Below are 20,438 nucleotides of genomic sequence, written 5' to 3'. Positions count from 1 at the left end.
AGCAAGCGATCTCAGATGTCACAGATCCGTGCAGCAGCCCCGGTGCCGCTGCCGCTGACGTAGAGGTCGTGGTGGGACTTGAGCTCCTCGACCAGCGGCGCCGAGTAGGTCCCGAGCACGGTGCTGTTCTGCCACTGCGAGCCGACGCTGGTGTTCGTCGAGGTGACCACGAACTTGGCCGAGTCGTTGAAGAACTCCGCCCCCGGATCGTCCTGAGGCGTGCGCTCGCGCCAGGCCGGGGCGAACATCTCGAAGGTGCGCCGGCCGAGCAGGATCGAGTCGGCGGCACCGGTGATCTGCGCCAGGGTCTCCCCCATCGCCGGGTCCCATCCGAAGTCGGCGGTCCACGACGGGTCCTCGTCAACACCGTCGAGGGAGACGAACTCGTGCACCGCGATGGAGCCCATGGCCAGCACCCTGTCATAGCCTCGGCGCGTGATCCCTCCCAGCGGCGAGCAGCACGTCATCTCCTCCGACGGGTACGAGGCGACCATCACCTCGGTCGGCGCCACGCTGCGCTCGCTCACCCACCACGGCCGCGACCTCGTGCTCGGGTTCGCCGAGGACGAGATGTGCTCCGGCGGGCGCGGCCAGACGCTGCTGCCCTGGCCGAACCGGCTGCGCGACGGCGCCTACACCTGGGACGGCCACGACCAGCAGCTGCCGTTGAGCGAGCCGGCACGGCACAACGCCTCGCACGGGCTGGTGCGGTGGTGCTGGTTCCGCCCGCTGGCGCAGGACGAGACCTCGGTGGAGCTGGTCTACCGGCTGGCCGCGCAGCCCGGCTACCCGTGGTCGCTGGACGTCTCGGTGCGCTACGCGGTCGGCGCCGACGGGCTCGCCGTGACCGTCACCGTGCTCAACCTGGCCGCCTCGGCCGCGCCGTTCGCGTACGGCGCGCACCCCTACCTCACGCTCGGCGTACCGGTCGACGAGCTGACCCTGGCCCTGCCCGGCGCCTCGCGGCTCACCGTGGACGAGCGGAAGCTGCCGACCGGGGTGCAAGACGTCGAGGGCACGCCGTACGACCTGCGCGCTGGCCGGGAGTTGGGCGAGCTGCTGCTCGACGACGCGTTCCGCCGCACGGGCACCGACGGCGTACGGCTGAGCGACGCCTCGGGGCACGGCGTCGAGCTGTGGGCCGACGAGGCGTTCGGGTGGTTCCAGGCCTACACCGGCGACGACCAGCCGGCGCTGGCGCGGCGCGCGGTCGCCGTCGAGCCGATGACCGCTCCACCGGACGCCTTCGGCTCGGGCGCGGACGTCATCCGGCTTGAGCCGGAGACGTCGTGGTCGGCCTCGTGGGGGCTGCGGAGCATCTGATGGCCTCTTACCGGGTCAACGCCGAGGCCGTCGCGTTCTGCGAGGAGCTGATCGAGAAGAAGCAGTACGTGCTCGACAGCGACTGGGGCAACGTGCAGCCCAGCGCCGAGGCGCAGAACGCCTACCTCGAGCGGCACGACTGGGACGCCTACGCCCGCTGGCACCTGGGACTGACCGAGGGCGCGAACGAGCACACCAAGGCCCGCTACGCCTTCGTCGTCGGCGACTACCGCCGCGTGCACCGCTCCGGGCTCATCGCCTGCGTCTACCGGGCGGCGGAGTGGCGGCACAAGTCGGTGGAGCGGGCGGCGTACGGGTTGCTCACGGCGCTCGACGAGGCGGCGGGGATCGACGACGCGTTCGCGCGGTGAGCGGCGGGGGTTTTGCCGGGGGCCCGGCAAAACCCCCGGGAATTCGCTCCAGAAACGGTCGCGCTGAAGAGTTTCGTGCAGACACCGCCCGTTCTGCGAGGTTCAGTCGTTGCGGGCGGTCCGGGTGTGGGCGCGCACCAGCAGGACGAAGTCGCGCAGCACCGCGCGGGCGCGGTCGCCGTCGGAGGCCTGGATCGCCATGACCGGGATCGAGGTGCCGTCGGAGAGGTCCATCTCGGCCCACGGCGCGCCCCGCTTGAGGCGCACCGCGACCACCTCGGCCCATTCCAGGTCGCGGCGCCGGTAGCCGTTCACCACCGCGACGCCCTGCTCGCTGACGCTCAGCCGCGGCCGGATGAGCGCGAGCCACACCGCCGCGGCGATCGCGAGCAGGCCCAGCATCATGGCGCGGTCGGCGAAGCTGAACTGGGCCCGCAGGTGGGCGCCCATCGCGATCCACGAGGCCACACAGACCGCCATCAGGCCGAGGCCGGCGATCAGCCCGACCATGCGTGTCCCCAGCGGCCGCCAGGTGTGCGGCAGGCTCACCAGCGGCTCAGACGCGGCAGGCATGGATGTCGGTGAGCAGGATGCCGCGCGCGCCGAGCTCGTAGAGGTCGTCCATGGCCCGGTGGGCACCGGCCCGGGGCACCATCGCGCGCACCGCGAACCAGCCCTCGCGATGCAACGGCGAGACGGTGGGGCTCTCGATGCCGGGCGAGATCGCCACGGCCTGCTCGACGGCGGCCTCGGGGATGTCGTAGTCCATCATCACGTAGGTCCGAGCCACGATGACGCCCTCCAGACGGCGACGGAAGACCTCGAACCCCTCGGGGGCGTCCTGGCCGGAGCGGGTGATGAGCACCGCCTCGGACTGCAAGATCACCTCGCCGAAGATCTCCAGCCCGGCCTGGCGCAGGGTGCTGCCGGTCTCCACGACGTCGGCGATGACGTCGGCGACGCCGAGCCGGACGCTGGTCTCCACCGCCCCGTCGAGCCGGGTCACGGTGGCCTCGACGCCGTGCTCCTCCAGGTGCGCGCGCACGACACCGGCGTAGGAGGTGGCGATGCGCTTGCCGGACAGCCCGGCGACGTCGCTGGCGGTGCCGGTCGGCGCGGCGAACCGGAAGGTCGACCCGCCGAAGCCCAGCGCCATCACCTCGTCGGCCTTGGCCCCGGAGTCGAGCAGCAGGTCGCGGCCGGTGATGCCGACGTCGAGGGTGCCCTCGCCGACGTAGAGCGCGATGTCGCGGGGTCGCAGGTAGAACAGCTCGACGCCGTTGTCGGCGTCGGTGACGGTCAGCTGCTTGGGGTCGGTGCGCTGCCGGTAGCCGGCCTCGCGCAGCATCTCGGTGGCCGCCAACGAGAGCGAGCCCTTGTTCGGTACGGCGATCTTGATGGTCATGGGGAGTCCTAGAGGTGGGCGTAGACGTCGTCGAGCGAGAGTCCGGCGGCGAGCATCAGCACCTGTGCGTGGTACAGCAGCTGGCTGATCTCCTCGGCCGCCCTGGCATGGCCCTCGTGCTCGGCGGCCATCCACGACTCGGCGGCCTCCTCGACCAGCTTCTTGCCGATCTGGTGCACGCCCGCGTCGAGCTCGGCGACGGTCCGCGAACCCTCCGGTCGCGTCTGAGCCTTCTCGCTCAGCTCGGCCCAGAGTCCCTCGAACGTCTTCACGAGGATCCAGGATAGAGATGTGTCAGGAGAGCCGAGCCACGACATCTCCTGATGTGAGCACTCCCGACCGGCATGAGCGGCTGGCGAACCTCTACGACGCGCACGCTCCGCGGGTCTACGCCTACTGCCTGCGGCAGGTCGGCGTGCACGATGCCGACGACGCACTGGCCGAGACGTTCGCCATCACCTGGCGCCTGCTGGAGCGCGTCCCCGACGACGCGCTGCCGTGGTTGGTGGCCACCGCCCGCAACGTGGTGCGCAACGACCGCCGCCGCGCCGGACGACGCCGCGAGCTCACCGACCGGCTGCGCGACGTGCAGGCGTACGCACCCGGCGCCGGGGAGATCGTCGCCGACCGTGAGGCGATGCTCGCCGCGCTCGCCGCGCTGACCGACCGGGAGCGAGAGGCGCTCTTGCTGATCGCGTGGGACGGTCTCGAGCCCCGCACAGCGGCTCGCGTCGCCCGCTGCACCGAACGAGCATTCCGTGCCCGCGTGACCCGGGCCAGAGCCCGCCTCGATGTGCTGCTCGCTCCGCATCCCGCCCAGGAGGACCGCTATGCCCACTGACCTCGAGGACCTGGCGCCCGTCGAGACGCGCCTGGCGCAGCACACCACGGCGATGCGCTCCGACGTGCTCGCGCGGCTCTCGACGTCGCGGCGGCGACGGGTCTGGCCCATCGCGGCGCTCGTCTCCGGCGCGGTCGCGCTCCTGGCGCTCGGCTCCGTCGTGGTGGTGCGTGACCGGCCGGTCCCTCCCGCCCTCCAGGCGGCGTCGGCGCAGCGGGCGTACCTGAGCCAGGGCGCGTTCTCGGTGGGTCGCACCGTCTTCGTCGGTGACCACCGGGTGGTGTTCCGCGACCGGGTGAGATCGCTGCTGTACACCTCAGCCGGTGTCGTGGTGCACCACGGGAGGTCGGCCTCGGCGGACGCTGCCGGGACATCGCGCTACTCACTCGTCTCGCCGATGGGGTCGGTCCGAGACCTCGACCTCCCCCTGGACAACCAGCTTCCCGGCACCAGCCCGTCCTCGCCGCTGCTCGCCTACGCCGAGCCCGCCGCAGCGAGCACGTGGCGACTGGTGGTCGTCGACGTCCGCACCGGCGCGCAGCACGCCACCACCACGGTCGACGGCGCCTACTCCTGGGCCGGGTGGGTCGCGCCTCCGGTGAACATCGACGGCGACCACGTCCGCGTCCTGCTCGACAGCGGCTGGGTCGAGTGGGACATGGCCGGCGACACCACGCGTGCCATCAGCCGCCCCGGGCTCGCCGACACGCCGCTGGAGGCCGGGGGCGGACGCTACGTCGAGCAACACACGGGACGCATCGACATCCGCGACTTCTCCGACGGCCGCACCGTCTTCGGTCACGCCCTCGCCGACGACGGCGACCAGGTCACGGTCGACCACCTCTCACCCGGTGGGCAGGTGGTCCGCTACGACGAGACCTTCACGGTCTACGACGAGCACCACCAGCTCATCAGCTCCCCGCACGGCGGCATCCTCTACGACCTCGACCGTCATCGCCGACTGGCGCTGGGAACCGGGCCGTGGGGATGGACGCCCGACGGCCGGGCGCTCCGGGTCGAGACGGCGAAGGACCTCGTGACGACGTGCTCGGCGCTGCTCCGGTCCTGTCGGACCACGCGCCGCAGCCTGCCGCACGGCACCGTCAAGCTCGGCGGCGTGCTGTACGGCCGGTGACTATAGTGGTTCGCGGCGCCGGATCCTCTGCAGCGTGCGCGCCGTGGCCAGCGCGGCCTGGGCGGCCTCGTAGCCCTTGTCCTCGCCGCTGCCGGGCAGGCCGGCGCGGTCGCGCGCCTGCTGCTCGTCGTCGCAGGTGAGCAGGCCGAACCCGACGGCGGCGCCGGTCTCGGTGGCGACGCGGGCGAGCCCGTCGGTGGCGGCGCTGGAGACGTACTCGAAGTGGGGTGTGCCACCTCGGATGATGACGCCGAGCGCCACGATCGCGTCGTAGCCCTGGTGGGCCAGGGCTCCCGCTACCACCGGCAGCTCGAACGAACCGGGCACGTGGACCACCGTCGGCGCCTCGACCCGGCACTCGCCCAGCGCCCTCTCGGCCCCGCCGAGCAGGCCCCCCATGATCTCCTCGTGCCAGCTCGCGGCGACGACGGCGACCCGCAGGTCGTGGCAGTCGCCGGCGCCGAGCACCGGCGCTCCCTCCTTGCTCATCTGGACTCCTCCTCCATCAGCTGCGGCAGCAGGTGACCCATCCGGTCACGCTTGGTGCGCAGGTAGGCCAGGTTGTGGCCGTTGGGCCGCGGCGTCAACGGCACCCGCTCGGCGACGCCGATGCCGTACTCCGCCAGGTCGCGGGTCTTCTCCGGGTTGTTGGTCAGCAGCCGCACCCGGTCCACGCCGAGGTCCTTGAGCATCTGGGTCGCGGTGCCGTAGTGACGCGCGTCGGCGGGCAGGCCGAGGTCGAGGTTGGCGTCGACGGTGTCGCGGCCGCCGTCCTGCAGCGCGTAGGCCTGCAGCTTGGCCAGCAGCCCGATGCCGCGGCCCTCGTGGCCGCGCAGGTAGACGACCACGCCCCGACCCTCGGCCTTGATGAGCTCCATGGCCTCGTGGAGCTGCGGGCCGCAGTCGCACCGCTCGGATCCGAAGACGTCGCCGGTCAGGCACTCCGAGTGCACCCGGGTGAGCACCGGCTCGGGTCCCGAGAGGTCGCCGCACACGAGTGCGACGTGCTCGCCGTCGTCGACGGTGCTGCGGTAGCCGAAGGCGCGGAAGGTGCCGTGCTCGGTGGGCAGCGCCGTCTCCGCGACCCGCTCGACATGGCTCTCATGGCGGCGCCGGTGGTGCACCAGCGCATCGATGGAGATCATCGTCAGCCCGTGCTCGTCGGCGAAGGCCCGCAGCTCCGGTGCCCGCTTCATGGTGCCGTCGTCGTTGACCACCTCGACCAGCACGCCGGCGGGGGTGAGACCGGCCAACCGGGCCAGGTCGACGGCCGCCTCGGTGTGACCGCGCCGCACCAGCACCCCGCCCTCGCGGTAGCGCAGCGGGAAGACGTGGCCCGGACGCGTGAGCTCCCACGGCTCGGTGGCCGAGTCGGCCAGCACCCGGGCGGTGTGGGCCCGGTCGGCGGCGGAGATGCCGGTGCTGACGCCGTCGCGGGCGTCGACCGAGATCGTGTACGCGGTGCGCAGCCGGTCGCGGTTGTGCGGCGTCATCAGCGGCACCTCGAGGCGGTCGAGCATGTGGCCGGGCATGGGCACGCAGATCACGCCGCTGGAGTGGCGAATCGTGAAGGCCATCAGCTCCGGGGTGGCCTTGGCCGCCGCGAAGACCAGGTCACCCTCGTTCTCACGGTCCTCATCGTCGACGACCACCACCGCCTTGCCTGCGGCGATGTCGGCGATGGCGCGCTCGACGTCGTCCAGCCGGACGCTCATGCGACGCCGACCTCCTCCGGCGCCCGGGTCTCGCGCCGGCCGATCCGCAGCCAGACCACGAACCCGTAGAGCACCAGCAGCATGTAGGCCATGTAGAGCAGCGCGCTCGGGTAGAGCTGGAAGTGCCACAGCTCGGGCACGCCGACCAGGTCGACGGCGATCCACACCAGCCAGAAGTCGGTCCAGCCGCGGGCCATCGCGTAGGTGGCGAGCATCGATCCCACGAAGATCCAGGCGTCGCACCAGAAGTACCACGACGGTACGGGGAAGCCCGCGCCGATGGCCCCGAACAGCCACCGGCACAAGACGATGCCGGCGACAGCGGCCACGAGGTAGCCGACCCGCTCCCCGGGGGTGGCCCATCGCGGTCGCACGGCTGCGTCGCCCTGGACCCGCATCCGGGTCTGCCGCCAGCGGTGCCAGCCGTAGATGCTGGTGAGGATGAAGAAGACCTGACGTCCAGCCTGCCCCAGCAGCGGGCCGCGCTCGTCGGCCCCGAAGGTCACCGCGATGAACACGGTGAAGAGCAGCACGTTGCCGACGATGCCGATCGGCCACGCCCACACCCGGCGGCGCAGCCCGCCGATGGCCGAGGCGAACCCGAACGCGTTGCCGACGATCTCGCGCCAGGTGATGGCGGTCCCGCCGAAGGTCAGGTGGGCGTCGTAGAGATCGGAGAAGAAGTGCGTCACGCGCTCGCTCCCGTCAGCTTCTCGACGTACTTGGCGATGACGTCGACCTCGAGGTTCACCGGGTCGCCCGCCTGCTTGCGGCCCAGCGTGGTGCGCTCGAGCGTCTCGGGGATCAGGCTGATGGTGAACGAACTGTCGCCGGCCTCCACGACAGTCAGGGACGTGCCGTCCACCGCGATCGAGCCCTTGGCCACGACGTAGCGCAGCAGGTCCGCGGGCGCCGTGATCTCGACGACCTCCCAGTGGGCACTCGGGGTCCTGCTGGCGATGCTGCCGGTGCCGTCGACGTGGCCCTGGACGATGTGGCCGCCCAGCCGCGTGCTCGGGGTGACGGCACGCTCGAGGTTGACGCGGGTGCCCGCGACGAACCGGCCGACGGTCGTCTTGTCGAGCGTCTCGCGCATCACGTCGGCGGTGAACGCGTCCGGCTGCAGCTCGGCCACGGTCAGGCAACACCCGTCGACGGAGATCGAGTCCCCCTCGCGGGCGCCCCCGATCACCACCGACGAGGTCACGGTGAGCCGTACGGCGTCACCGAGGTCCTCCACGGCGGTGACGGTGCCCAGGTCCTCCACGATCCCGGTGAACATCAGATCCTCCCTCTCACACGGACGTCGGGGCCGACGACGCTCACGTCGTCGACCTCGAGCTCGAGGGCGTCGACCATGGTGGTCACGCCCAGGTCGGCCACGGCGTTGCGGCCGGCGCCCAGCAGCTTCGGGGCCAGGTAGGCCACCACCTCGTCGACCAGCCCGGCGCGGACGAACGCCGCCGCCAGGGTGGGGCCGCCCTCGAGGAACACGTGGCGTCGCTCGTGCTGCCACAGCTCGGCCAACGCCTCGTGGGGGTCGCGGGTGCGCAGCCGCAGCGACTCGGCGTCGCCGTTGAACACCCGGCGGTCGGCGGGCAGGTCGCGCAGTCCCATCACCGCGCGCAGCGGCTGGTGCGGCAGCGCCACGTCGTGGTCGTCGCGGACGGTCAGCAGCGGGTCGTCCACAGCGACGGTGTTGGTGCCGACCAGCATGGTGTCGCTCAGCGCGCGCAGCCGGTGGGTGTCGTGCCGCGACTGCGGCGAGCTGACCCAGCGGCTGGTGCCGTCGGTCGCGGCGCTACGGCCGTCGAGCGTGGTGGCGAACTTCCAGGTGACGAACGGACGCTGCCGCTCCATGGCGAACGTCCACACCCGGTTGAGGTCGAGAGCCTCGTCGGCGAGCACGCCACCCACGACGTCCACCCCGGCCGCGGCCAGGGCCTGGGCGCCGCCGGACGCGGCCCGGTTGGGGTCGGCCTGGGCGTAGACCACCCGGGTGACGCCGGCCGTCTGCAGCGCCGCGGTGCAGGGTCCGGTGCGCCCGGTGTGGTGGCAGGGCTCCAAGGTGACGACGGCCGTCGCCCCCCGGGCCCGATCCCCCGCCGCGGCGATCGCCGCCACCTCCGCGTGGTCGGTGCCGGCCCCGCGGTGGAAGCCCTCGCCCACCGGATCACCGTCGACGCCGAGCAGGACGCAGCCCACGCGCGGGTTCGGGCCCACGGGCACGCCGGGCGTCGCCGCCAGCAGCAGGGCACGCCGCATCGCGGTCGTCTCCTGCTCGGCCCTGCTCGACGTCGTACTCACGGTCCCTCCGGTGCGTTGGCGCAAACCGGGGTGTGCGACCGGGGGCGACGTGCCACCGCAGAGGGTGGAACGGCGTCACCGCGCGTGCGACTTCCCATCCGGACTCTCACCGTCGGTCCAGGATTTCCACCTGGTCAACCGGCCGCTGGCTGCGGCCGGGTCGCGGACTGTCACCGCCGGTTCGGAATTACACCGACCCCAGTTGCACGCGAGCTGTTGCTCGTTGGGCAAGAGCCTAGCCGCAGCCGGTGGTGGTGCGGCGAGAGGTGGTCCGGATCACGGAACGTTTGAATGACCCGCGATCGGAGACGAATCCCCCTATGACGACTACCGACACCCAGGTCCAGGTCTCGCGCACGATCAACGCCTCCTCGGACGCCGTGTTCGACGTGCTCTCCAACCCGCACCGCCACACCGAGCTCGACGGCTCGGGATTCGTGAAGGGCCTCGTCCGTGGTGACCGCATCACCGCCACCGGTCAGCAGTTCCGGATGGACATGGAGGGCGACCACATGGGCGGGGAGTACGAGACCGACAACCTCGTGACGGCTTTCGATGCGAACAAGATGATCGGCTGGCAGACCGCGCCGGCCGGCCAGGAGCCTCCCGGCTGGGAGTGGCTGTGGGAGCTGCACTCGACCGGCTCGGACAGCACCGACGTCACGCTGACCTACGACTGGTCGAAGGTCACCGACCAGGGCCTGCTAGACAAGGTCGGCTTCCCGCTGGTCAGCGAGGAGCAGCTCGACGACTCGCTCAACCGGCTGGCCGAGGCGGTCGACGCCTGAGCCGGACCCGATCGCGGACGGTCGAGACCGGTCGAGATCGCCGTCAGGAGATCTGGGAGGTGACGCCCCAGGTCGAGGCCATGCCGTGCACCGCGACGAAGGCCAGCGCCAGCACCACCAGCAGCGCCAGGGCGCCGGTGAGGATCGGTCGCCACGGCAGGTGAGCGGCGCTGGCCGGAGCCAGCGCCGCGGGACGGCCGAGCGGAGCGAACGTCGCGGTCGCGTCCTCGTCCGCACGATCGGGAGCACCCTCGGCGCGGTGCGCGCCACGGACGGTGATGCCCTGTACCTCGCCCAGGCCGGCGGGAAGCCCCGAGGGGATGCCGGTCTCGACGAGGCGCTCGATCTCGACATCGATCTCGTCCTCGCGCATCGCAGGGCCGGCGTGACGGCCGTACGTGGGGGTGATCGTCATAAAAGTGACGATAAGGACATACCCGTGGTACGGGAAGAAAACGGATCTAACCGCCAGGCTGGGCTAGACCACGCAGCGTGGCCACCATCGCATCAGGGTCATCGGCCCCGTAGACCGCCGACCCGGCCACGAACACGTCGGCCCCCGCCTCGGCGCAGCGCCCGATGGTCTCCGCCGACACCCCGCCGTCGACCTGCAGCCACAGGTCCAGGCCGTGGCGGTCGGCCAGCTCACGTGCGCGGCGCACCTTGGGCAGGCACAGGTCGAGGAACTTCTGACCGCCGAAGCCGGGCTCGACGGTCATCACCAGCAGCATGTCGAGCTCGGCGAGCAGGTCCTCGTAGGGGTCGACCGGCGTCGCCGGCTTGAGGGCCATCCCGGCGCGCGCCCCCTGGCCGCGCAGCTCACGCGCCAGGCGTACGGGCGCCGCGGCGGCCTCGACGTGGAACGTCACGCTGCTCGCGCCCGCCTCGGCGTACGCCGGCGCCCATCGGTCGGGATCCTCGATCATCAGGTGGCAGTCCAGCGGGATGCTCGTCGCGCCCGCCAGCGCCTGCACCATCGCCGGCCCCAAGGTCAGGTTCGGCACGAAGTGGTTGTCCATGACGTCGACGTGCACCATGTCGGCGCTGGGGATCCGCGCCACCTCCGCCGCCAGGTTGCCCATGTCGGCGTTGAGGATGCTCGGGGTGATCTGGACGCCCATGGCCCGCACGGTATCGCCGGGACGCCTGTTGGTCGGCAGGCGGGCCCGGGCGCGGTAGTCCGAGACGAACGGCACCTGTGCTGTCCGTTTTGCCGTGCCGATCGTCTCGGACTATCCCCACCGATATATCGCCGAGGGGCTAGCGGGTCCGGCGCAGCAGGGCCAGGAACATGGCGTCGGTGCGGTGCCGGTGGGGCCAGAGCTGGAGGGCGCCGGACAGGTGGGCCGATTCGGCGTCTTTGGCCTCGGGGAGCAGGGCGGTGGCGTCCTCGAGGGCGGCGCCGGTGCGCTCGGCGAGGACGGCGCGGACCACGTCGGCGGTCTCGGCCTTCACGGGCGAGCACGTCGCGTAGCCGACCACTCCCCCGGGTCGTGCCGAGTCCAGGGCCGCCCCCAGTAGCCGGCGCTGCAGGTCCACCAGGCCGGCGACGTCGTCCGGTCGACGCCGCCAGCGGGCCTCCGGGCGGCGCCGTAGCGCGCCGAGGCCCGTGCAGGGGGCGTCGACCAGGACGCGGTCGAAGGATGAGTCGGGCCAGGCCGGGCGGGTGCCGTCTGCGCACAGCACGCGACCTGGCACCAGGCGGGCGACCAGCTCGGCGCGGTGGGGTTGGCGCTCGTTGGCCCAGAACCCCACCCCGCGCTGGTCGGCGACCGCCGCCAGCAGCGCCGCCTTGCCGCCGGGGCCGGCGCACAGGTCCAGCCAGCGGCGGTCGTCGGGCACCGCGGCGCGGGTGAGCGCAAGCGCGACGAGCTGGGAGCCGGCGTCCTGGACGCCGGCCCGGCCCTCGCGGACGGCGGGAACGGCGGCCGGGTCGCCGCCGTCGAGGGCGCGGCCGATCGGGCTCAGCGTCGGCGTGCCACCGAGCTCCTCGACCTCGCACCGGCCGGGGCGCGCGACCAGCGTCACCGCCGGACGCTCGTTGTCGGCGGCGAGCAGCGGCTCGAGCTCCGCAGGCCGATCCAGCGCCTCCGCCAGCGCCTCGACCACCCACGCCGGGTGCGAGAACCGGACGTCGAGGCTCGCGCCGGCCAGCCAGTCGTCCAGCGGCCGGCCGGCGACCTTGCGGAGCACGGCGTTGACCAGGCCGGTGGGCCGGTGGCCGACGCGGCGACGGACCAGGCTGACGGTGGTGCTCACCGCCGCGTGGGTCGAGACCCGGGTGCTCAGCAGCTGGTGCGCACCCAGCCGCAGCGCGTCGCGCACCGGCGGCTCCACGGCACCGCGCGCGAGCTGGTCGATGACGGCGTCGTAGGCGCCGCGCAGCCGCAGCGTGCCGCCCACCAGCTCGGTGGACAGCGCCGCGTCGCGGGGCGGGAGTCCGGCGGTGCGCAGCCGGCGGGCGAGCTCGAGGTTGGCGTAGGCGTCCTCGGCGTCGACCGCACGCAGCACGTCGTAGGCCAGCAGCCGCGGGGCGAGCCCGTCACTGGCCAAGGTGCTCCTTCACCAGTGCCTTCGGCGCATCGGTGGCCCACGCCTCGGTGATGACCTCGACCAGCTCCTCGCGCTCGATCTCGCCCAGCCGCGAGAGCTGCACCAGCACGGCGTTGAAGCCGTCGAAGTGCTCGATGGTGAAGAACGGGCCGTCGTCCTCGACGAGCGCGACTTTGGCGTCGGCGTCGGGGACGTGGATCACCAGGAGGTCGTCGTAGGGCTCACCGGTGGCCGGGTCGATCGCGGTGCGACCGGGTGCTCGGTAGAGCAGGAAGCCGCTCTTGCGCTTCCCCCCGGTGACGCGCCAGGTGGGCCGGTCACCCCAGGAGACGCCCTTCTCGGTGCGCGGCAGTCCGGCGCAGATGGCCTCGACGTCGTCCGGGGTCGCCTTCACGAGCCGAGTCTCGCCTTGTCGCGCGGCCGGACGCCACGGGCCCAGTCGGCCGCTGCCATCTCCTTCTTCCCGTGCGGCCTCACCAGCCCGAGCCGCACCGGGTGCGTCGCGGTGCCCACGTGCACCGCGTTCTTGGTGGCCACGACGGCACCGGGGTCGAGCCGGTCGTGGTCGGGAGCCAGCGCCACGGGACCGAGCTTGAGCCGCTCCCCCGCGTGCGTGGTCCACGCCCCGGGGGCGGGTGTGCAGGCACGGACGCGGCGGTCGACGGCCACCGCGGGCTCGCCCCAGTCGACGCACGCGTCGTCGACGGTGATCTTCGGCGCCAGGCTCACGCCCTCGCCCGGCTGCTCACGTGCTTCCAGGGTGCCGTCCTCGATGCCGTCGAGAGTGGTGACCAGCAGCCCGGCGCCGCCCTCGGCCAGCCGGGCCAGCAGGTCGCCGGCGGTGTCGTCGGGACGGATGGTCTGGGCCATCAGCCCGAAGGTCGGACCCGCGTCGAGGGCCTTGACGATGCGGAAGGTGGTGGCGCCGGTGACCTCGTCGCCCGCCCACAGCGCGTGCTGCACCGGTGCCGCTCCCCGCCAGGCCGGCAGCACCGAGAAGTGCAGGTTCACCCAGCCGTGCAGAGGGATCGCCAGCGCCGACTCCGGCAGCAGCGCGCCGTAGGCCACCACGGGGACGCAGTCGGGCGCGAGGTCGCGCAGCGCCTGCTGGAAGTCGGGGTCGCGCGGATGCTCGGGCTTGAGCACCGGCACCCCGAGCTGCTCGGCCCGGTCGGCGACCGGCGAGGCGGTGAGCCGCCGACCACGTCCGCTGGGGGCGTCGGGGCGGGTGACGACGCCGACCAGCTCGTGCCTCGAGGCGGCGAGTGCCTCCAGAGCGGGCAGCGCCACCTCGGGTGTGCCGGCGAAGACGACCTTCACAGTCCCAGACCGCGGGTGGCGTGCGGGGAGACCCGGACGGTCGGTGCCGGCTCCCCGAACCACTCGGCCTGCCGGATCGCGCGCATCGCCTGCTTGCGGGCCTCGCGGTCGAGTCGGTCGATGAACAAGATGCCGTCGAGGTGGTCGGTCTCGTGCTGGATGGCGCGGGCCAGCCGCTCGCTGCCCTCGATCGTCACCGGCTCACCGTGCATGTCGAAGCCGCGGGCCACCACCGAGAGCGCGCGAAGGCACTCGATGGTGAGGTCGGGGATCGACAAGCAGCCCTCCGGGCCGTCCTGGGTCTCCTCGGACAGGCTCAGGTCGGGGTTGACCAGGTGGCCCACCTCGCCGCCGACGTTCCAGGTGAAGACCCGCAGGCCGACCCCGATCTGCGGCGCCGCCAGGCCGGCGCCCGGGGCGTCGAGCATGGTGTCGGTGAGGTCGGCGACCAAGGTGCGCAGCTCCTTGTCGAAGTCGACGACGGGGGCGGCCTTGGTGCGCAGCACGGGGTCGCCCAGGAGTCGGATCGGCTGGATCGGCACCGGCTCAGGCTATCCAAGCGTCATCGGGTCCACCGCGACGCGTACGTGCGGCAGCTTGCGGGCCGACCGCGTGCGCTGCAGGTCGCCCAGCGCCGCGCCGAGCCGCTCGCCCGACGCACGGGGCACGCGTACGACCAGCCGGACCTGGTCCTCCTCGGCCTGCGGGTCGTCCACCGGCACCGGGCCGAGCACCTCGGCCGCCTCGGGCAGCACCAGGCCGGCCGCGACCTCCTCGAGGACCTCGGGCGGCGCAGTCAGCGTCGCCACCCGCGAGGCCGGCGGCAGGTGGGCCGACTGCCGCTCGGCGATGAGTCGCTCGGCCAGCCCGGCCGGGTCCCAGCGCACCAGGGCCTGCACCGCCGCCGAGGCGGGTTCGCCGACGACCACCACTCGGCCGCCGTCGGCGACCGGACGCACCAGCGCGGCCGCGTTCGCCCAGCGGCGCAACGCCTCCTCCTCCGCCCGCAGGTCCGCGCGTCCCAGCAGCAGCCAGGTGTCCATCAGCAGCACGGCGGCGTAGCCGCCGTCGGCGACCGGCTCCGCCCCCGGCGTCGCCACCACCAGCGCCGGCCGGGCCTCGACGTCGTCGAGCACCCGCTCCCCCGACGACGTCCGCACCGGCACGCCCGGGAACGCCCGGCCCAGCTCCTCGGCCGTGCGCCGGTCGCCCAGCACGGGGGCGCGCAGGCCGTGGTTGCCGCACTCGGGGCAGGACCATCCCGGTGCCGGCGTGCCGCACCAGGCGCACTCGGGCGGCTGGCCGGGTCCGGGGATGCGCAGCGGACCGTGGCACACCGCGCAGCCGGCGGGGGTGCGGCAGGCGTCGCACGCGAGCCGGGTGGCGTAGCCCGACCGCGGCGTCTGCACCAGCACCGGACCGTGCTCCAGCGCGGCCGCCACCGCGCGGTGGGCGTCGTGCGGCAGCCGGCTGCTGCGGGCCAGCGGGTCGCGCCGCAGGTCGAACTCCGTGGCGCCGGCCACCGCTACCTGGGCACGCTCGCGCACCATCGTCCGCGGCGCCGCCAGGTCGTGGGCCCAGCCGGTGCGCACCAGGTACTGCGCCTCCACGCTGCGGGCGTAGCCGCCGAGCAGCACCGCGCAGCCGGTCTGCTGCGCGCGCAGCAGCAGTACCTCGCGGGCGTGGGGGTAGGGCGCCCGCGGCTCGGCGTAGAGGTCGTCGCCGTCGTCCCACATCGCCACCAGGCCGAGGTCGCGCACCGGCGCGAAGGCGGCCGCACGCGTGCCCACCGCGATCCGCACCGCCCCGCGGGAGAGGGCCAGGAACGCGGCGTAGCGCTTGGCCGGGCCGGCGTCGGCGGCGAGCACGACGTGACGGCCGGGCCCGACGAGCTCGGTGAGAGCGGCGTCGAGCCGGGCGACGTCGCGGTGGTCGGGCACGCAGACCAGCGCCCCCCGGCCGCTGCTCGCGGTGGCAGCAGCCGCCCGGGCGAGCAGCGGCGCCCAGTCGTCGCCGGGCAGGCACGACCACACCGCGCGCTGCGGCAGCGGCCACACCCCGTACGCCTGCCAGCCGCCGGCGCCGGGCGCGGCGACCTCCGGCGCCGGTGTGCTCTCCCGCTTCTCGGTGGTGGCGTGGCGCGGCGGCACCGCCAGGCGAAGCACGTCGGAGCGGGTGCCCGCCCACCGCGCCGCCACCCGTCCGGTGAGCTCGGCGACCTCCGGGGTGAGGACGGGCTCGGCGCTCACGACGCGGCGCAGCGGGGCGAGCCGGCCGGTGTGATCGGTGTGGTCGGTGCGCTCCAGCACGAACCCGTCGACCTCCTGGCCCGCGAACCGCACCTTCACCCGCGCCCCGGGCACCGCGTCGTCAGCCATCGTGCTGGGCACCAGGTAGTCGAAGGGCCGGTCCAGGTGCGCCAGCGCGACGTCGACCAGCACCCGCGCCACCGGGTCGACCGCGGCAGAGGTGATCGGCGGCTTTTGCTTCGGCGGCTTCGCCCGGCGAGCCTCGGCGCGCGCCAGCCCGGGCAGGCTGAGGGCGTCCTGGGCGTCGTCGGGCACGCAGGCGATCCAACCAGGGCGCGGCGACAGGATCGAGACGGCCGCGAGGGGCCTGTGGATCCTCGGTCTCGAGACGGTTGCTGGGCGGACTCCTCAGTCAGCGGCTGGGGGCAGCATCTCGGTGGTGATCGCCCAGCGCTCGTGGTCGCGCCAGGCGTTGTCGAGGAAGAGGAAGTGCGGCGAGAGCCCCTCGTAGCGGAACCCGTAGCGCTCGACCAGGGCGATCGACGGCGCGTTGTCGGGGCGGATGTTGGCCTCCAGACGGTGCAGGTCGAGGCCGTCGGGGTCGAAGCAGTGGCGCACCACCAGGTCCAGCGCCTCGCTCATCAGGCCCTTCCCGGCGGCGTGGACGAAGGCGGCGTAGCCGAGCGTGCCGTTGCGGAAGGCGTACCGCACGATGTTCTGGACGTTGACGTAACCCGCGATCGAGCCGTCGGCGTTGTCGCAGACCAGGTACGGGATACGCCGGTCGGGCTCGGCGTCGAAGCCGCGCTGGCGGTCGAGGTATCCGGCCACGTCGTGGGGGTGCTCGGTCCAGGGATGGTGGAACTCGGCGCTGGCCACCACCGCGGCGGTGAACTCGGCGGCATCGTCGGCCGTGCGGCGGCGCAGGTGGACGCGGGGGCCGCGGGGCAGCTCGGGCACGCCCCCGAGTGCACCGCGTCGGGGTAGTCCAGATCAAGTTGGTCGGTTCGACGACGGCACAGCGACCAACTTGATCTGGACTACCCCGACGGGAGGTGGTTGACCGCGTGGTCGCCGGTGGCCCACAGGTGCTGGACGGCGTAGGCACGGTAGGGGCGCCAGCGCTCGGCATAGGCGGTCAGCTCGCGGGGCTTGGCGGGCAGGCCGAGGCGGGCGGCGGCCTGGGCCACGCCGAGGTCGGTGGGCAGGAACGCGTCGCGGTCGCCGAGGGCGCGCATGGCCACCGAGGCCACCGTCCACGGGCCGATGCCGGGCAGCGACCCGATCTCCTCGACCGGCAGGCCCTCGCGCAGCGCCGCGACCAGGCCGAGCAGCGTCCGCTGCCGGGAGCGGGGCATGGCCAGGTCCTCGGCGCGTAGGCCGGCGAGGTCGTCCGGGGTCGGGAAGAGGTGCGTCAGAGCGCCTTCGGGGTCCTCGAACGCGGTCCCGTACGCCGCCACCAGCCGGCCGGCGTGCGTGCGAGCGGCCGCGGTGGAGACCTGCTGGCCGATGACGGCGCGGATGGCGAACTGGGACGCGTCGGCGATGCGCGGCACCCGGCGGCCGGGGGCGGCCGCGACCAGCGGGGCGAGCACCGGGTCGGCGGCCAGCGTCGCGTCGACGGTGGCCGGGTCGGCGTCCAGGTCGAGCACGAAGCGGCACAGGGCGACGGCCTCGTCGAGGTCGTCGCCGCTGAGCCACACGCGTGCCGCGACGTGGTCCGGGCGAGGTGAGAGGGCCAGCACGGCCGGGCCTCCGGCGAGTCGCACCGTCACCCGGTACGCGCCGTCGCGCCACTCCTCCACCCCCGGCACTCCGGTCGCGGCCAGGTGGCCGAACAGGTTGTCGGGGAGGAGGGGTGGCGCGAAGGTGAGACGGAGGTCGGAGGGGGTCATCGCGTGGTCTCGAGACGGTTGCTGCGCAACCTCCTCAACCACCGCTGCGGTCAGACGCCGGCGGCCTTGTTGAGCTCCTCGACGCGGTTGGTCTGCTCCCAGCCGAACTCCGGCAGCTCGCGGCCGAAGTGGCCGTAGGCGGAGGTCTTGGCGTAGATCGGACGCAGCAGGTCGAGGTCCTGCACGATGGCGGCCGGGCGAAGGTCGAAGACCTCGAGCACGGCCTCCTGGATCTTCTCGTCGGGCAGGACGCCGGTGCCGAAGGTCTGGATGAAGACGCCGACCGGGGCGGCCTTGCCGATGGCGTAGGCGACCTGTGCCTCGCAGCGTCGGGCCAGCCCGGCCGCGACGACGTTCTTGGCCACCCAGCGCATCGCGTACGCCGCCGAGCGGTCGACCTTGGAGGGGTCCTTGCCGGAGAAGGCGCCGCCGCCGTGGCGGGCCATGCCGCCGTAGGTGTCGACGATGATCTTGCGGCCGGTGAGGCCGGCGTCGCCGTGGGGGCCGCCGATGACGAACTTGCCGGTGGGGTTCACCAGCAGCCGGTAGCCCTCGGAGGGGATGTCGAAGGAGGCCAGCACCGGGTCGATGACCAGCTTCTTGATGGCGGCCTCGAGCGCGTCGAGGGTGACGCCGTCGGCGTGCTGGGTGGAGAGCACGACGGTGTCGACGCGCACCGGGCGGTCCTGGTCGTCGTACTCGATGGTGACCTGGGTCTTGCCGTCGGGACGCAGCGAGTCCTCGATGCCCAGCTCGGCGTCGGCGCTGCCGTCCTTGCGCACCTCGGTGAGCTTCTGGGAGAGCCGGTGGGCCAGCGTGATCGGCAGCGGCATCAGCTCGGGGGTGTCGTCGCAGGCGTAGCCGAACATCAGGCCCTGATCGCCGGCGCCCTGCTTGTCCATCGCGTCGACCGAGCCGGTGCGCGACTCGTGACCGGTGTCGACGCCCTGGGCGATGTCGGGCGACTGCTTGCCGATGGCGATCTGGACGCCGCAGGCGCTGCCGTCGAAGCCCTTCTCGCCGGCGTCGTAGCCGATCTCGTTGACCTTCGCCCGGACCAGGTCGTTGATCTCGACGTAGGCCTCGGTGGTGACCTCGCCCGCGACGACCACCAGGCCGGTGGTCAGCAGCGTCTCCACCGCGACCCGGCTGTGCGGGTCCTTCTCGAGCATCGCGTCGAGGATGGTGTCGCTGATGGCGTCGGCCATCTTGTCGGGGTGGCCCTCGGTCACGGACTCCGAGGTGAACAGGCGTCCAGGCACGTGCGTCTCCTACGTCATTGTGTTCTGAGTGCGTCGAGAAGGCTATCTGGCGGCGAGGCGGGAGCCGACGGCGTCCCACACCACGTGCGCCAGCGCCTCCTTGGAGCCGAGCGGCACCTCGAAGGACTCGCCGGTGGCCGAGAGCACGACGGCCTCGTTCTCGCTGCTGCCGAACACCGCTCCCCCGCCGACGTCGTTGACGACCAGCAGGTCGCAGCCCTTGCGGGCCAGCTTGGTGCGCGCGTGGTCGAGCACCGACCCGTTCGCGTCGCCGGTCTCGGCCGCGAAGCCGACGATCACGGCGCCAGCGGCCAGCGCGGCACGGTCGCGGACCAGGCCGGCGAGCACGTCGGGGGTCTCGGTCAGCTCGATGCTGGGAGCGGTGCCGTCGGCGCTCTTCTTGATCTTCGTGCCTGCCAGGTCCACCGGGCGGAAGTCGGCCGGTGCCGCGGCCATCACCACGGCGTCGGCGCCGGAGGCTGCGGCGCCGACCTCGCGCTGCAGGTCCTCGGTGGTCTCCACGCGGACGACCTTGACGCCGGCCGGGTCGACCAGCGCGGTGTTGGCGGCCACCAGCGTGACCTCCGCACCGCGCAGCGCCGCGGTGCGGGCCAGCGCGTAGCCCTGCAGGCCCGAGGACCGGTTGCCCAGGAACCTCACCGGGTCCAGGTACTCGCGCGTCCCGCCGGCCGAGACCACGACGCGTCGCCCGGCCAGGTCGTGGCGCACCGGATGGTGCAGCAGGTCGACCGCGGCGGCGAAGATCTCCTCGGGGTCGGGCAGCCGGCCCTTGCCGGAGTCGGCCCCGGTCAAGCGGCCCTCGGCCGGTTCGAGCACGACGCTGCCGCGCTCGCGCAGCGTCGCGACGTTGGCCTGGGTGGCGGGGTGCTCCCACATCTCGGTGTGCATCGCGGGGGCGAACAGCACCGGGCAGCGGGCGCTGAGCAGGGTCGAGGTGAGCAGGTCGTCGGCCAGCCCGTGCGCGGCACGGGCCAGGAGGTCGGCCGTGGCCGGCGCGACGACCACCAGGTCCGCGCCCTGCCCGATGCGCACGTGCGGCACCGCGTGGACGTCGTCCCACACCTCGGTGGAGACCGGCTTGCCCGACAGGGCGGCCCACGTCGGGGCGCCGACGAACTGCAGCGCCGCGCGGGTCGGGACGACGGTGACGTCGTGACCGGACTCGGTCAGCCGGCGAAGCAGCTCGCAGGACTTGTACGCAGCGATCCCGCCGCCCACGCCGAGGACGACGTGCGCACGGCGGGACCCTGCGG

25 protein-coding genes and 1 riboswitch (1 of these 26 cut by a window edge) are annotated in these 20,438 nt (G+C 73.2%); of the genes, 5 read left to right on the top strand and 20 right to left on the bottom strand.

All coding sequences use genetic code 11. The features are described 5' to 3' along the window. Positions 1–11: 11 nt before the first annotated feature. Positions 12–407, bottom strand: a complete 396-nt coding sequence (locus tag D9V37_RS05885) for a dihydrofolate reductase family protein (protein WP_121805237.1) — start codon at positions 405–407, stop codon at positions 12–14. Positions 408–435: 28 nt separating this feature from the next. Between D9V37_RS05885 and D9V37_RS05880 the strand changes: the two genes are divergently transcribed. Both D9V37_RS05880 and D9V37_RS05875 read left to right on the top strand, forming a co-directional pair. Continuing rightward, positions 436–1,323 (top strand): aldose 1-epimerase family protein, encoded by an 888-nt coding sequence (locus D9V37_RS05880; protein ID WP_121805222.1) that lies wholly within the window; start codon positions 436–438, stop codon positions 1,321–1,323. Further along, complete coding sequence (locus D9V37_RS05875) at positions 1,323–1,694, top strand: hypothetical protein (protein ID WP_121805221.1); 372 nt, start codon at positions 1,323–1,325, stop codon at positions 1,692–1,694. The genes D9V37_RS05880 and D9V37_RS05875 overlap by 1 nt, the downstream gene beginning before the upstream one ends. Positions 1,695–1,796: 102 nt before the next feature. Here the strand turns inward: D9V37_RS05875 and D9V37_RS05870 are convergent, their stop codons facing one another. The 3 genes from D9V37_RS05870 to D9V37_RS05860 are packed head-to-tail and all read right to left on the bottom strand — an operon-like array spanning position 1,797 to position 3,416. Beyond that, positions 1,797–2,267 carry a PH domain-containing protein gene (locus D9V37_RS05870; RefSeq protein ID WP_121805220.1) on the bottom strand — a complete coding sequence of 157 codons (471 nt, stop codon included), beginning with the start codon at positions 2,265–2,267 and terminating at the stop codon, positions 1,797–1,799. Continuing rightward, a complete protein-coding gene (hisG, locus tag D9V37_RS05865) occupies positions 2,251–3,099 on the bottom strand; it encodes an ATP phosphoribosyltransferase (RefSeq protein WP_121805219.1) in 849 nt (282 codons plus the stop codon). Before hisG ends, D9V37_RS05870 begins: the two co-directional genes overlap by 17 nt. 8 nt (positions 3,100–3,107) lie before the next feature. Beyond that, a complete protein-coding gene (locus tag D9V37_RS05860) occupies positions 3,108–3,416 on the bottom strand; it encodes a phosphoribosyl-ATP diphosphatase (RefSeq protein ID WP_198412404.1) in 309 nt (102 codons plus the stop codon). 8 nt (positions 3,417–3,424) lie between these two features. On the opposite strand from D9V37_RS05860, the gene D9V37_RS05855 reads away from it, so the two are divergent. Then, positions 3,425–3,940, top strand: a complete 516-nt coding sequence (locus D9V37_RS05855) for an RNA polymerase sigma factor (protein WP_158604386.1) — start codon at positions 3,425–3,427, stop codon at positions 3,938–3,940. Beyond that, the gene (locus D9V37_RS05850) at positions 3,930–5,075 is read left to right on the top strand and encodes a hypothetical protein (RefSeq protein ID WP_121805216.1); all 1,146 of its coding nucleotides are present in this window, start codon (positions 3,930–3,932) and stop codon (positions 5,073–5,075) included. Before D9V37_RS05855 ends, D9V37_RS05850 begins: the two co-directional genes overlap by 11 nt. Here the strand turns inward: D9V37_RS05850 and ribH are convergent, their stop codons facing one another. The 5 genes from ribH to ribD are packed head-to-tail and all read right to left on the bottom strand — an operon-like array spanning position 5,076 to position 9,097. Further along, positions 5,076–5,564, bottom strand: coding sequence for a 6,7-dimethyl-8-ribityllumazine synthase (ribH, locus tag D9V37_RS05845; RefSeq protein ID WP_121805215.1), 489 nt, complete (start codon positions 5,562–5,564; stop codon positions 5,076–5,078). It abuts the gene before it with no gap. Further along, a complete protein-coding gene (locus tag D9V37_RS05840) occupies positions 5,561–6,790 on the bottom strand; it encodes a bifunctional 3,4-dihydroxy-2-butanone-4-phosphate synthase/GTP cyclohydrolase II (protein WP_121805214.1) in 1,230 nt (409 codons plus the stop codon). The genes ribH and D9V37_RS05840 overlap by 4 nt, the downstream gene beginning before the upstream one ends. Further along, positions 6,787–7,482: a nicotinamide mononucleotide transporter family protein gene (locus D9V37_RS05835; protein WP_121805213.1), complete on the bottom strand. Its 696-nt coding sequence runs from the start codon at positions 7,480–7,482 to the stop codon at positions 6,787–6,789. Before D9V37_RS05835 ends, D9V37_RS05840 begins: the two co-directional genes overlap by 4 nt. Beyond that, complete coding sequence (locus tag D9V37_RS05830) at positions 7,479–8,072, bottom strand: riboflavin synthase (RefSeq protein WP_121805212.1); 594 nt, start codon at positions 8,070–8,072, stop codon at positions 7,479–7,481. Before D9V37_RS05830 ends, D9V37_RS05835 begins: the two co-directional genes overlap by 4 nt. Next, positions 8,072–9,097, bottom strand: coding sequence for a bifunctional diaminohydroxyphosphoribosylaminopyrimidine deaminase/5-amino-6-(5-phosphoribosylamino)uracil reductase RibD (gene ribD / locus D9V37_RS05825; RefSeq protein WP_269778365.1), 1,026 nt, complete (start codon positions 9,095–9,097; stop codon positions 8,072–8,074). Before ribD ends, D9V37_RS05830 begins: the two co-directional genes overlap by 1 nt. Positions 9,098–9,179: 82 nt before the next feature. Further along, positions 9,180–9,307: riboswitch (FMN riboswitch) on the bottom strand. Between the two features lie 110 nt (positions 9,308–9,417). Here ribD and D9V37_RS05820 point away from each other — a divergent pair. Continuing rightward, positions 9,418–9,885 carry an SRPBCC family protein gene (locus D9V37_RS05820; RefSeq protein WP_121805210.1) on the top strand — a complete coding sequence of 156 codons (468 nt, stop codon included), beginning with the start codon at positions 9,418–9,420 and terminating at the stop codon, positions 9,883–9,885. A gap of 43 nt (positions 9,886–9,928) precedes the next feature. Here the strand turns inward: D9V37_RS05820 and D9V37_RS05815 are convergent, their stop codons facing one another. The 11 genes from D9V37_RS05815 to coaBC all read right to left on the bottom strand — a co-directional run. After that, positions 9,929–10,300, bottom strand: a complete 372-nt coding sequence (locus D9V37_RS05815) for a hypothetical protein (RefSeq protein ID WP_121805209.1) — start codon at positions 10,298–10,300, stop codon at positions 9,929–9,931. Between the two features lie 46 nt (positions 10,301–10,346). Further along, positions 10,347–11,006, bottom strand: coding sequence for a ribulose-phosphate 3-epimerase (rpe, locus tag D9V37_RS05810; RefSeq protein ID WP_121805236.1), 660 nt, complete (start codon positions 11,004–11,006; stop codon positions 10,347–10,349). Between the two features lie 139 nt (positions 11,007–11,145). Further along, positions 11,146–12,438: an RsmB/NOP family class I SAM-dependent RNA methyltransferase gene (locus D9V37_RS05805; protein WP_121805208.1), complete on the bottom strand. Its 1,293-nt coding sequence runs from the start codon at positions 12,436–12,438 to the stop codon at positions 11,146–11,148. Further along, positions 12,428–12,832 (bottom strand): hypothetical protein, encoded by a 405-nt coding sequence (locus D9V37_RS05800; protein ID WP_121805207.1) that lies wholly within the window; start codon positions 12,830–12,832, stop codon positions 12,428–12,430. Before D9V37_RS05800 ends, D9V37_RS05805 begins: the two co-directional genes overlap by 11 nt. Next, positions 12,829–13,758: a methionyl-tRNA formyltransferase gene (fmt, locus tag D9V37_RS05795; protein WP_121805206.1), complete on the bottom strand. Its 930-nt coding sequence runs from the start codon at positions 13,756–13,758 to the stop codon at positions 12,829–12,831. The genes D9V37_RS05800 and fmt overlap by 4 nt, the downstream gene beginning before the upstream one ends. After that, positions 13,755–14,300 (bottom strand): peptide deformylase, encoded by a 546-nt coding sequence (def, locus tag D9V37_RS05790; protein WP_121805205.1) that lies wholly within the window; start codon positions 14,298–14,300, stop codon positions 13,755–13,757. Before def ends, fmt begins: the two co-directional genes overlap by 4 nt. A gap of 9 nt (positions 14,301–14,309) precedes the next feature. Then, positions 14,310–16,322, bottom strand: a complete 2,013-nt coding sequence (locus D9V37_RS05785; RefSeq protein ID WP_232524768.1) for a primosomal protein N' — start codon at positions 16,320–16,322, stop codon at positions 14,310–14,312. Positions 16,323–16,415: 93 nt separating this feature from the next. Beyond that, entirely contained in the window at positions 16,416–16,967 is a 552-nt protein-coding gene (locus tag D9V37_RS05780; protein ID WP_121805204.1) for a GNAT family N-acetyltransferase, read from the bottom strand. A gap of 80 nt (positions 16,968–17,047) precedes the next feature. Beyond that, positions 17,048–17,902, bottom strand: coding sequence for a DNA-3-methyladenine glycosylase family protein (locus tag D9V37_RS05775; protein WP_121805203.1), 855 nt, complete (start codon positions 17,900–17,902; stop codon positions 17,048–17,050). A gap of 50 nt (positions 17,903–17,952) precedes the next feature. Continuing rightward, positions 17,953–19,164, bottom strand: coding sequence for a methionine adenosyltransferase (gene metK, locus D9V37_RS05770; protein WP_121805202.1), 1,212 nt, complete (start codon positions 19,162–19,164; stop codon positions 17,953–17,955). Positions 19,165–19,206: 42 nt separating this feature from the next. After that, positions 19,207–20,438 carry the 3' portion of a bifunctional phosphopantothenoylcysteine decarboxylase/phosphopantothenate--cysteine ligase CoaBC gene (gene coaBC, locus D9V37_RS05765; RefSeq protein ID WP_121805201.1) on the bottom strand. The gene runs 13 nt beyond the window's last position, so 1,232 of the gene's 1,245 nt are visible here — the last part of the coding sequence; the start codon falls outside the window, past its right edge; it ends in the stop codon at positions 19,207–19,209.

The organism is Nocardioides mangrovicus, assembly GCF_003674065.1.
In the GTDB taxonomy this organism is placed as follows: domain Bacteria; phylum Actinomycetota; class Actinomycetes; order Propionibacteriales; family Nocardioidaceae; genus Marmoricola; species Marmoricola mangrovicus.
Note: the sequence above shows the minus strand (reverse complement) of the source record. Positions and strands in the feature narration are given on the sequence as shown.

What these genes read in the sequence shown, in the direction of transcription:
- D9V37_RS05885 (WP_121805237.1), bottom strand. Translation starts at nt 407, where the DNA reads ATGGGCTCCATCGCGGTGCACGAGTTCGTCTCCCTCGACGGTGTTGAC.
- D9V37_RS05875 (WP_121805221.1), top strand. Translation starts at nt 1,323, where the DNA reads ATGGCCTCTTACCGGGTCAACGCCGAGGCCGTCGCGTTCTGCGAGGAG.
- D9V37_RS05870 (WP_121805220.1), bottom strand. Translation starts at nt 2,267, where the DNA reads ATGCCTGCCGCGTCTGAGCCGCTGGTGAGCCTGCCGCACACCTGGCGG.
- hisG (WP_121805219.1), bottom strand. Translation starts at nt 3,099, where the DNA reads ATGACCATCAAGATCGCCGTACCGAACAAGGGCTCGCTCTCGTTGGCG.
- D9V37_RS05860 (WP_198412404.1), bottom strand. Translation starts at nt 3,416, where the DNA reads ATGTCGTGGCTCGGCTCTCCTGACACATCTCTATCCTGGATCCTCGTG.
- D9V37_RS05850 (WP_121805216.1), top strand. Translation starts at nt 3,930, where the DNA reads ATGCCCACTGACCTCGAGGACCTGGCGCCCGTCGAGACGCGCCTGGCG.
- ribH (WP_121805215.1), bottom strand. Translation starts at nt 5,564, where the DNA reads ATGAGCAAGGAGGGAGCGCCGGTGCTCGGCGCCGGCGACTGCCACGAC.
- D9V37_RS05840 (WP_121805214.1), bottom strand. Translation starts at nt 6,790, where the DNA reads ATGAGCGTCCGGCTGGACGACGTCGAGCGCGCCATCGCCGACATCGCC.
- D9V37_RS05830 (WP_121805212.1), bottom strand. Translation starts at nt 8,072, where the DNA reads ATGTTCACCGGGATCGTGGAGGACCTGGGCACCGTCACCGCCGTGGAG.
- D9V37_RS05820 (WP_121805210.1), top strand. Translation starts at nt 9,418, where the DNA reads ATGACGACTACCGACACCCAGGTCCAGGTCTCGCGCACGATCAACGCC.
- D9V37_RS05815 (WP_121805209.1), bottom strand. Translation starts at nt 10,300, where the DNA reads ATGACGATCACCCCCACGTACGGCCGTCACGCCGGCCCTGCGATGCGC.
- rpe (WP_121805236.1), bottom strand. Translation starts at nt 11,006, where the DNA reads ATGGGCGTCCAGATCACCCCGAGCATCCTCAACGCCGACATGGGCAAC.
- D9V37_RS05775 (WP_121805203.1), bottom strand. Translation starts at nt 17,902, where the DNA reads ATGACCCCCTCCGACCTCCGTCTCACCTTCGCGCCACCCCTCCTCCCC.